4 protein-coding genes are annotated in these 10,986 nt (G+C 31.3%); all 4 read right to left on the bottom strand.

Features of this window, described 5'->3' with window-relative positions:
* Nucleotides 1–324: 324 nt before the first annotated feature.
* Nucleotides 325–7,242: an ABC transporter gene (locus tag ACR0QS_RS06990; protein ID WP_432632724.1), complete on the bottom strand. Its 6,918-nt coding sequence runs from the start codon at nucleotides 7,240–7,242 to the stop codon at nucleotides 325–327.
* A gap of 36 nt (nucleotides 7,243–7,278) precedes the next feature.
* Nucleotides 7,279–7,611 carry an STAS domain-containing protein gene (locus tag ACR0QS_RS06985; RefSeq protein ID WP_432632723.1) on the bottom strand — a complete coding sequence of 111 codons (333 nt, stop codon included), beginning with the start codon at nucleotides 7,609–7,611 and terminating at the stop codon, nucleotides 7,279–7,281.
* Nucleotides 7,612–7,733: 122 nt separating this feature from the next.
* Nucleotides 7,734–7,907, bottom strand: coding sequence for a hypothetical protein (locus ACR0QS_RS06980; RefSeq protein WP_432632722.1), 174 nt, complete (start codon nucleotides 7,905–7,907; stop codon nucleotides 7,734–7,736).
* A gap of 373 nt (nucleotides 7,908–8,280) precedes the next feature.
* Nucleotides 8,281–10,815 carry a helicase C-terminal domain-containing protein gene (locus tag ACR0QS_RS06975; RefSeq protein ID WP_432632721.1) on the bottom strand — a complete coding sequence of 845 codons (2,535 nt, stop codon included), beginning with the start codon at nucleotides 10,813–10,815 and terminating at the stop codon, nucleotides 8,281–8,283.
* Between the last annotated feature and the right edge of the window lie 171 nt (nucleotides 10,816–10,986).

Here is a 10,986-nt window from a genome sequence, read left to right as displayed (position 1 = left end):
CTTCTATATTGTCAAAATAAAACCGTCATTGCCGTGAGGCACACACGCTAAAAGCGGGCAGTCGCCGAGTGTGCGAAGACGAAGTCTAAACAATCAAAATTAAATAGATTACTTCGCTTGCGCTCGTAATGACTATAGATAACAGCGTCATTACGAGACATTGAAAATGTCGAAGCAATCTAAAATAATAAAATTCTATTTTAGAATTTAATTTTATTAATAGTTGATTACTTCGGATTTTTCAAATCTCCGTAATGACGGCATTTTTAAAAGTGGAATAACAAATTAAAAATTTTTCAATAGTTTATTAATATAAATAAAAATTTATCTTTTCCTATTCTTTGGAATGCTTGGCAATATGTAATCGAATAAAGTATAACTTGCCGTATATAAAATGGTTTCGTCCGAAGGGTTTATCGCGTTAAAATCGACTTCATTATTTTTTATATATCTGTAAGCCTCGATTATTCCCTTGTCAAAATTTCCATATAAATATTTCATTGCCGTATAATAATCGCCCGAAGTGTCGGCTGAATATGTAAACATTAATTTTGTTTCGTTTCGTCCTCGTAAATATCTAAAAATATCAATATTATTTGCGGGAGATAAGAAAATATCTTCGCTGTCAAAAGGTTTATCGTTGGTAGAAATTCCTATATAATGAACGGCGGGAATATTTCTTGTCAAATCCGTTTTGGCAGATTGAACGGCTAAAGTTTCGAGCGAATTATAAAAATTAGTTTGAGTTTGAAGTTCTATTTTTACTTTTCCTAAATCAAGTATATAGTTCGAAGAATATTTTAACTCTCTGATTTTGATAACATCCGCGTTCTTAAAAGCCTCCAAATATGCGAAAGGAACTGTAAACAAATTGGCGTAAGAACCCGTAATATATACCGTGCCGACTTTTGAAGCGTCTTTAACCATCGCCGAAGACAGCATTCCGTTTTCGATAGATTTCAAAGCTTTTATTCTATCTTGCACCTTGCCAACATTTGTAAAATTAGTCAAAAATCCGTTTAATTTTTCTCTGTCGATAAGTTCCGATTTTTTTACTTCTCTGTCTCCAACGACATAACTATAGGCGATATATTTTGAATTCTCATAAGAATAAAATATAAACATCGTATTTGTATTTTCGTTTGAAAATATTTCCGAAGCGGTTTTTATATTATTTTCAAAATCGCTTTCGGGAACTCTGATTTTATTCAAAAGTCCGTAAATATAACTCGCGTTGGTTTTATATAAAGAATAGAATCTGTCGGCAAAAGCTGAAACCGTTGAAGTTTCAAAAATATACTGATTTGCATAAATATAATTCATCGCGTTAAAAATATCATTTTGATTTGTAGCCTTTCCGTCCGAAATCGTATTCGCTATATTTACAATATCGTTTGCGTTAGTCATATCGTTTATAAAATTCGTTATATCGTTTGTAGAATTTTTAGCGTAAATCAAATTATATAAAACGGCTATCTCCAAAATTTTATTTTTATATTCTCCGTCCACTCGGCTTGCAATATAATTCAAATATCTAATCGAATCGTTTAAACTATTTTTCAAACTGTTTGTGGATTTAAGGAATCTCGATAAAGTCCACGGAGTAAAATATTCGTCTATCAAATCATAATTTTCGTTTGTGTATAAAGACATAAAATGCAATGCTCTATTCGCTCCTTTAACCGCTCCGTCTTCTCCCATTCTTCTATAAATCGGAAGTATCGCCTTCATAAATCTGTATGCGTTGGAATCGCTAATATTACTGTAAGACTGCACGAAAAATTTATAGCCTTCTTCTGATAAAGTATATGCGGAGTTGGTATCTCTTGCCGAATATCTGTCTTCTATTACTTTTGCATAATTAAGTATTTTTTCATTGTCGCTTTGGGAATAACTTATAACATTTGAGATTATGGATATTGAAGGATTTTTAGAATTTGAATAAGAATTATATAATCTCATTTTAAATCCGTAAGCCTCGTTTGATAAAGAAGTCATGCTGTTATCGGGCTTTCCATAAACGGTAAATAAATTTCCGTCAAAACCTTTCATGCTGTTTTCCAAAGAATTTGTAACTATTCTTCTTAAATAATTTGTATAAAATAAAATTCTCGATTCTCTATTTGAATTTCCGACTACCAAAGCCATATTATTAATTTCTTTCAAAAGATTTTTATTTTTTTCAAAAGTTTCTTTATCGGAATATACAATATAGAGATTTTTTTTCATTATATTTGAAATGTCCGAACCGCTCGCTCCCGTTATATCGACAATCAAAGGAACATAGGAATTTGTAATAATATCTTTTAATTCTATAAATTTAAATATTCTTCTTCTGTTTCTATTCGTATTAATATTGGTATTTGCAAAATTATTCGTCAAATTATTTGTATAGGCGACATTATAAATATATTGATTAGTTTGATTAGTGGAATTATTATTAGACGAAATCGAACTTACGCTATTTATATTTTTTTCATCGTTTCTGCCCGTTCTAAAAAATGAAAGAAGTCTGTTGTCTATATAAGCGGTTTTTGGAGGAAGCATATACTCCGTAGAATCATATAATTCCCTCACAAAAATATTAGTGTCGCTTATTTTTAGCGGATTATCTCCTATATGAGAAACATAATTTTTAGTTTTAAAATTATAATTACTATTGTCATTTGCGTTATCGTTGGTTTGCATATAGAAATAACTTTTTTTATTTTCACGCACAAATCTATATCCAAAATAAGTATCCCAAACAAAAGTCTCATCCTCGCGCATCGCTTTATCAATATCTTCCGCTCTCACATCGCATATAACTATATGTTCTATCGGCGTATTGTCGAATTTTTTTATAGCCTCTTTTTCGTATTCGGTAATTTCTTTTAAAGTGGACGCTTCTTTTTTGCTGTCGTAAGGAGTCGAAACGGAATCCAAATATCTTCTATAAGAATAAAGAACATTATCGTATAATTCGTAATAATCTTTTAAATAATAATTATTTTCTCCCAAAGTGTAGAGTCTGCCGTTTAAAAATTTTCTTCGCATTTCTATCGCGTCAAACATCGCTAGGACATTAAAACTTGCATCGGGATAATTCTCTCCCAAAAATTCTATAACCTTATATTTTGCCTGTTCCAAAATAAAATTATTGTCTTCAACGAAAGTTATCATGAATACGCTTTCTCTGAGTCTTCTTAAAATTCTAAAAACATATTGTATCGGAAAATCCAAACTATCGGGATAAATCTCTCTATATTTCGTGCTGAAATCGATTAAAGTCGTTAATATTGCAATCTCTTCAACCGCAAACGCCGAAACTTGAGCTTTCGAGTATGCCGACATATATTCTCTTGCCGCTTCTTCAATATAGCCCGCGAGTTCGTATGCTTTAGCCAAATTATATCTAATTATTATTTCCGTTTTCAAGTCTACTGGAAAATTGGAATTGGAAGAGAGAATATATTTATATCTGTCTATCGCGTCTTTAAGCATATATAATCTTTGAACATTAATGTCATGTCCGCTCATATCCAAAGGGTCGTCTCTCCTTTTTTTGAATCTTGAACTGTCCGCTTCGGTTGTGAGTTTAAGCGCCATTATATATTGAAAAGCGGCAATATGCGAATACAATAATAATCTATCTTTAGAACTTACGGAATTATTAGTCGACAATACTTGCAAATTTTTTGTCGTGTTAAATAATTCTTTAAAAAATTCTATTCTAATTGAAGTCAAATCTGTTTGCGACAAATATCTTAAATATAAAGAAGATAAACTCAAATAATTTTTAGCGTCATTTTGAGCGTTTTCGTAAGCCAAATTAGGATTATTTTCCAAAGCTTTAGAATCTATAGTTTTTTTATATTCGTCTATAGAAGCCTTAAAAGATATTATGGAATTTGAAATCGAACCCTGCCTATAATATAAATATCCTTCGTTATTATAATAAGTGGCGAGCATTAAAGGTTTTATAGACTTTTTCGGAGTATCTTTCAAAATATAATTTTTGTAAGAAGATAAAGCCTCTCTCGAATCGGAATATCTTCCCATTTTTTCGTATAATTCCTGATATATCGAATATAGCATTTGCTGTTTATCGACATTAAGAGGTTCGCCCGGAATATAGCCTCCAAATGAAGCGAGTCCCAAATTAATTATATTTATATCCGTTCCGTAAATCGTGGCGCTCAAATAATTCGGAGTATAAACTGAAGAATCCAAATTGTCTATCTTTTCTTTAACATTGTCGCAGTATATCAAAGCGTTATTATAATCTTCGAGCTGCAAATAGCATGCCGCAAGCAAAAGTTCGTTTAATTCGTTTTGATTTATATTTTCTTTTGTGAGTTTATCTCTTTCAAGCAAAGATTCTATAGCTTTTTTATAATCTTTCTGTTCTATCGCCGCAACCGAAGTATAGCCTACAATTTTATATATCGCTTCTTTATCTCCCAATTTTTCAAATAAATTTCGCGCCGTTTCATATTCTTTATAAGCATTTTCTACTTCGTTATTCATCCACAAAGAATAGCCGTAAAAGAAATGATACCAAGCTTTACTTTTTTCGCTTCCGACTGAGTTTAATAATATTTCCGCTTCTTTATATTCCGCAGCCGCGTCCGAATATCTGCCGTTCATTAAATAGGAATTGGCAAGCATTATCGACACCATATTTGGTTTGGTTTTTACTTTGCTTTTTGCCATTATAAGAGAATCTATAATATCGCTTTCCAAATTAACGCTTTGAAAAGATAATTTATTATAACCGACATATCTATCGTTATTGACATTATTATCTCTATAACTCGGCACAAGTTCTATAACGCTTTTATAAGTTTTATCATCCTGATAAACCTGCATTTGAAGCGACTGAGAGAATGTTAGCATTTCCGCTTTTTTAATATAATAGTCCGCATCGTCTGGATAAAGAAATATTGCAAAATCCATATATGAAACCGCTTTATCGACTATCGTATTGAAAGATTTATTTAAATATAAATAAAAACCGTCCTCTCTCTGCTTTTCGCTTAAAACATATCTCTCTTTGCTATATTGTTTTGACATAGCTATTCCGTAATATCTGTTTGCCAAATAATAATAAGCGTTTGCAAGTTCCGCATGAGTTTCATGTTCCGAATATCTTGTCGATAAAAGATTTTTTTCTCTTTCCGTTATAGTTTTTTCAAGCGAGTCTATAGTATCGTAAGCTCTGAGTCCGCTTTCGATTAATCTTGCAGAAGAGGTTCTGTCGCTTGGATTATAAATTAAAACTTCTTTATAATTATCGTAAGCCGCCGCATATTTGCCTTCGTTATAAGATTTGTCCGCCAAAGATTTATAATAGTTTGCAAGTATATTTTTAGAATCTTCCGCTTCATAAGTGGAATCAAAATTTTTTCCGCCAGAATTCAAAGCGTTCTTTAATAAAATATAAGCGCCTTCGTCTTCTTTTGCGATTAAAACTTTAGCGTTCGCATAATAACCCAAAGCTTTCATTATATCGTTATTCGATTCCAAATAGGGCTGAAATATATTCGTGGCATCGTCATAATTCCTCGAAAGAATGAGTCCGTCCAAATACATTAACCGCGCCGCAACGGATGTAGGAAAATAAGGATGAGAATTCTCTATTATATATTCGTAGGAAAATTTTGAATCTTTCAAAAAATCTTTCGCTATTTCCAATCTTTCGGAAAATATTAAATCTCTTCTCGCGTAAGGAATTTTATACAAATCGTTTGTATATTCGTAATTATTATCTTCGAGCGAATGGCTGTATAATTTTGAAATTAAAATATATAAATCTTTATCCGTATTCAAATTAATTATATTTGTAAGAATATTTAAAGATGTTTTATTATTCGTTTGAGATTTATATTTTTCATTAGCCGAAATAAAGCCCGCCCAAGCTATATTATTTTCAATATTTTGAGTATTATTCGATAAAAAATATTCGTTCGTATAATTTTTTTTATCAAGCCAATTCGTGTCAAAAGCGCCGTCTATTTTATCCGCTAAAAATCCAAAAAGCGTTTCATCATAACTGTTAATAAGAGTATTTTTCGCGCTTAAATAAATATCGTTTTTTTCATTTGTATATGACTGAATCATTATATCGAAATATGCTTTTGCCACATTATTTTCGTCTTCTTTAAATGGAAAATATTCTGGAAATTTATCTATAACTTCTTCTTTTTTATCGTAAGGAAGTTCGGAAAAAGTGCTATACATTCTTTCGGCGTTATCGTCTTTTATAAAATATTCTTTCGTAGAACCCATCGTGACTATGCTCGTTCCGTTGGTATTTACAACATAAGCGCCGACTAAAGCGGAAGGGTAGGCGACATTGAAAGAGGTTAATTGAGTGTCTTCCGATAAAACATAATATTGCGCCGTGCTTAAAGAATATGACATTAATCGTCTTTTATCGTAATAGGTTAAATTGCCGTCTCCGTCCGAATCTTCTTCTATTTCAAAATAAATAATCGTATCGTTATTGTAAAACGAAGGATTGAATTTCAAAGTTTTTGTGTCGGTTAAAATCGTCAAATTGGTTTTAGTTTCCAAATCGAAAATCGCTAATTGAGAATAAGGCTCTCCGATTTTTGAAGTTATAAAAGTTATATATCTGTCATCGAATGAAAAAGCTGGAGAACTTGCCTCCAAATCGGAAATTTTATTTATATTTTTTCCGTTCGGTTTCATTGTGAATAGTTTTTTCGTTTTGTCGTCTCTGTCGGATATGAAAGCTATAATATTTCCGTTATGCGATATTACGGGGTCGGTATCGTATCCTTTGTAATCGGTAAGCCTCACAATGCTTTGTTCCAAATCTTCTAATTTTTTTCTGCTTTTTCGGACTTTGAAAATATTTACAAGTTTGTATAAATAAATATCTCCGAAAGCGTCATCTCGAGTAGAAGAAAAAACCAGATATTTAGATTTTGAATCTACCGAAACTGAAGAATCTATTCCCGGGCTTCGCGTTAATCTAAATGTTTCCAAATTATAAGAATCTACCGCGAATATGTCTGTATTTCCCGCATTTTCCCTCGAATAATAAATCCAAGTTCCTTCTCTGTCTATAACCGAATCTAAAGCGGGATTATTTTCGCCCGAAGTAAGGGAATATTTTTTATACTCTCTTAAAAACGGTCTGCTATCAAATCTATAATCGGCGCTTCTCTGTCGGCTGGCGCATGAAAAAACTAAACATAAACCTAAAAAGAATAATATAAATTTTACTTTCATAAAATATAAAATAATTTTTAAAATATTTAAATAAAATTAAAACGATTCTAAAGCTTTATCAACCGAATCGTAAACTTCAAATAAATCTTCCAAATCTACGGTTTTCAATATTTTTTTGATAGTTTCTGGAACTTGAGCGAGAACGATTTTTCCATTTTTATCTTTGACTTTTCGCATAATCGCGATAAAAACTCTGATTCCGCTCGAACTCAAATATTCCACGCCCGAAATTTCCAAAATCAAATTAACCGCTCCAGAATCTACCAGTTCTTCCAATTCCTGCTCGATTGTCATAGATAAACTTACATCCATTTTTCCCGTTAGGCTAACCACTTTTGCCTTGCCTCTATCGTCAACTTTTAAACTCATATTTTTCTCCTTGATTTTATTAAAAAATTATAATATTCATTATAATATATATTGAAATATTTTCAAGAACAAAAAAGGGAACGCTTTATTTTATGCATTCCCTAAAATCTAAATTTCAAAAATTATTTATTTATATCGTCTATATGAATAAGAGTAGGATTAGCATCCATAGGAACCATAAAAAAAGTAAATAATTGTCTTTTTGATTCCTTATTTGTGTAAAAATGTATACTGCCGCCATGTTCAGCTATTAAGATTGAATCCCCATCCGCATATCTTCTAAGTGTAATATTCATCTTCTCAGTCACATCTTTAGAAGAATAAATAAGAATATTAGAAGATGTAGCTTCATAATAATCATCATAATTATAATTATTATTATAATAAGGTATATATTTTCCCAAAAATTCTTTAGGTATTAAACCGTTATATGTTTCTTCGCTCGGTTCTTCACTTGGATTGAACTTTGTTTTACAGCTAATTGAAAATAATAATATAAATAATGCGATTAAAGATATAATTTTAGCGCTTGACTTGACTAATGAATTTACAGTATTTCATTTTTTGCCTCCAAAAAATTTATTTAAGGTATTTATATTATAGTAAATTTTTTAGCGTTTGTCAAGCGTTTTAAGCCGCATTTGCGGGCAGTCGCCAAAAAAATTATTACTAAAAATTGTCAAAAAAATTATTCATGTCTTCAAAAATTTCTTTCATACTCGCTTTTAATACTTTAGCTTTTGGAAGAGATTGAATGAATTTTATGCCGTAGTTTTTTCCGTAAAGTCTTCTGTCCAAAACGAATACTACTCCTCTGTCTTCTTTGCTTCTTATGAGTCGCCCGAAACCCTGCTTAAATTTTATAACGGCGAGAGGCAAAGCGTAATCCATAAAAGCGTTTCCTCCGTTTTCTTCAATATATCTGTATCTGCCTTCGCTTATCGGGTCGGTTGGAACGGCAAAAGGGAGTTTTGGAATTATTACCACTTCCAAATTTTTTCCCGAAACATCGACTCCTTCCCAAAAAGAATCGACTCCGTAAAGAACATTATTCGAAGAGGCTTTAAACATATCGAGCAAAGTATGTCTATGTATCGAAGAAGTTTGAGCCAGCGCGTTTATATTTTTTTTCTTTAATTCTTTTTCCGTGCTTTGATAAACATTCATTAGAGAAGAAAAAGATGTAAACAATATAAAAGTTCTTCCGCCCGTTATATCGCATATTTTGAGCAAAACTTTTGAAGTAAAATCGTTGAAAGTTTCGCTCGCCACATCGGGCATATCGGTTGCAATATAAAGTCTCGCGTTTTCTTCGTAGTTAAAAGGAGATTCCAAATAAATTTCTATTTTTTTATTCTGTTCTATATAATCGAATCCAAGCCGATTTGAAAAGAAATTAAAACTTTTTGAAACTGTTAAAGTCGCCGAATACATTGCCACCGTATCGAATCTTGAATATAAAAAGTCATTTAAACTTTTCGCAACGGTTACGGGAGTCAAATGCCAGTTAAGAATAATGTTTCCTTTTTTTGTTAGTCTCGCTTCAATCCATCTTATATATTCGTCTTTCTTATAATCTATCACGGAGTTTAAAGATACAAGCTGATTTTTTAATCTTTCCAAATAAGCGTTTGACATTTGAGCAATTTCTTCGTAGTCAAAATTATTTTCTATCGCAATATCGAAAAATTTTTTATATAATCTGTCGCATAGATTAACCAAAGAGCCGATTATTATAACGATTTCTCTTAAAGGTTTAATTCCTTCGTTTTGCCAATGTTCCGTGCCAACGATTTCGGGGCTTATTCTAAATTTATATCCTAAACCTTCTTTAGTTTTAATATTTTTATGGCAATAAGTTATGAATTGTTTTGAAGATTCGTCCACAATATTTCGCACTCTATTCGTTATATCATGAGTCGCATTTATAAGTTCTATTATTTCTTTATAATCGCTATTTTCAATGATAGATTTTTTTTCGTTCATCATATTATTAATATTTTCTATGATTCCGATTCTTTTATTTTTTTTCATTCTTGAAATATAAAATAAAGCTTTCAATATTCCGTTTTTACTTCCTTCGTTTCCAAAATAACTCGAAGCGGAATTTTCAAAATTATGAGCTTCGTCAATTATAACTTTCGTATATCTTGGAAGCAAACTATATCTTCCAGCAGTTTCGGCGTATAAAGATAAATCGGCGCATAATATATGATGATTGACGATTAAAAGCTGAGAGGCGTTTAATTGTTTTCGCATTTTATAAAAATAGCATTCTTCCAAATATTCGCATTTTCTATGAGTGCAAGTGTCGGTGTCGCAGCAAACCATTTCCCATAATTCGCTTTTCGGTTTATATCCCAAATCGGTTATAGAACCGTCTCTAGTTATATTAAGCCAATTATCAATACTTTCAAAAAAATTAATCTGTTCGTCAAAATCCAATTTGTCTATATCGTTTAATCCGTCTTTTACTTTTTTTATGCAGACATAATTATTTCTTCCTTTGACTAAAGCGTATTTCACGGTTGGCGCGATTGTGTCGATTATTGAAGGCAAATCTTTTGAAATAATCTGTTCCTGCAAATTAATCGTATTTGTAGAAACGACAATTCTCGTTTTATTTTCTTTAAGCCATAATAGAGCGGGAATTAAATAAGCGAAAGATTTTCCGATTCCCGTTCCCGCTTCAGATATTAAATGTTTATTATTATTGAAAGCTTCAATAGTGGCTTCGACAAGTTCGGTTTGTTCCTGTCTGTATTCGTATTTTTTTAATAATTTGCTTAAAAGTCCGTTTTCGGTAAACATATATAAAGCTTCGGGACTGTTTATAGTTTTTGTGTCTTCCGATTTTATAGGACGAACGACTTCGTAATAATCGTCAACATCGTTATTTACAATATAGAAACCGACTCCCGCGTTATTTCCAAGTTCGCTCGCAATCGTCAAATCGGCTCTCGAAGGCGTTAATTGTCCCGATGGATGATTATGAATAACGGCGTCAAATTCCAAAGATAGAGATATAATCGCTGGGACGGAATCTTTATTTCCTCTCGCCATAACTTCAATATGGTCTAAAATTCCAAAAGCGTTAAAATTTATTCCAAAATATACTTCGTTGCCGTAGGATTCCACTATTGATTTTCTCATGAAATTAACGGCTTCGACTGAAAATATATCGTTTAATTCTTTATCGTTCATTATTAAAATATAGTATATATTAAGGCGTTTGTCGAATCGTTTTTTATTTATTAACATATTTATAAAAATTATGTTAACTTTATTGATAAATTTATATAGTTTTACTAATTGATTATTTAGAATTCTAGAAAATTTTACTTTACTTTTTTTAAAAAATACACATAATATATT

This window comes from Brachyspira sp. (genome assembly GCF_050873525.1).
Taxonomy (GTDB): Bacteria; Spirochaetota; Brachyspiria; order Brachyspirales; family Brachyspiraceae; genus Brachyspira.
The sequence above is the reverse complement of the archived record's forward strand: the minus strand, read 5'-3'. Positions and strand labels throughout refer to the sequence as shown.

Excerpts from the sequence above, each read along its gene's own strand:
- ACR0QS_RS06990 (WP_432632724.1), bottom strand. The coding sequence starts at position 7,242 with ATGAAAGTAAAATTTATATTATTCTTTTTAGGTTTATGTTTAGTTTTT.
- ACR0QS_RS06985 (WP_432632723.1), bottom strand. The coding sequence starts at position 7,611 with ATGAGTTTAAAAGTTGACGATAGAGGCAAGGCAAAAGTGGTTAGCCTA.
- ACR0QS_RS06980 (WP_432632722.1), bottom strand. The coding sequence starts at position 7,907 with ATGAATATTACACTTAGAAGATATGCGGATGGGGATTCAATCTTAATA.
- ACR0QS_RS06975 (WP_432632721.1), bottom strand. The coding sequence starts at position 10,815 with ATGAACGATAAAGAATTAAACGATATATTTTCAGTCGAAGCCGTTAAT.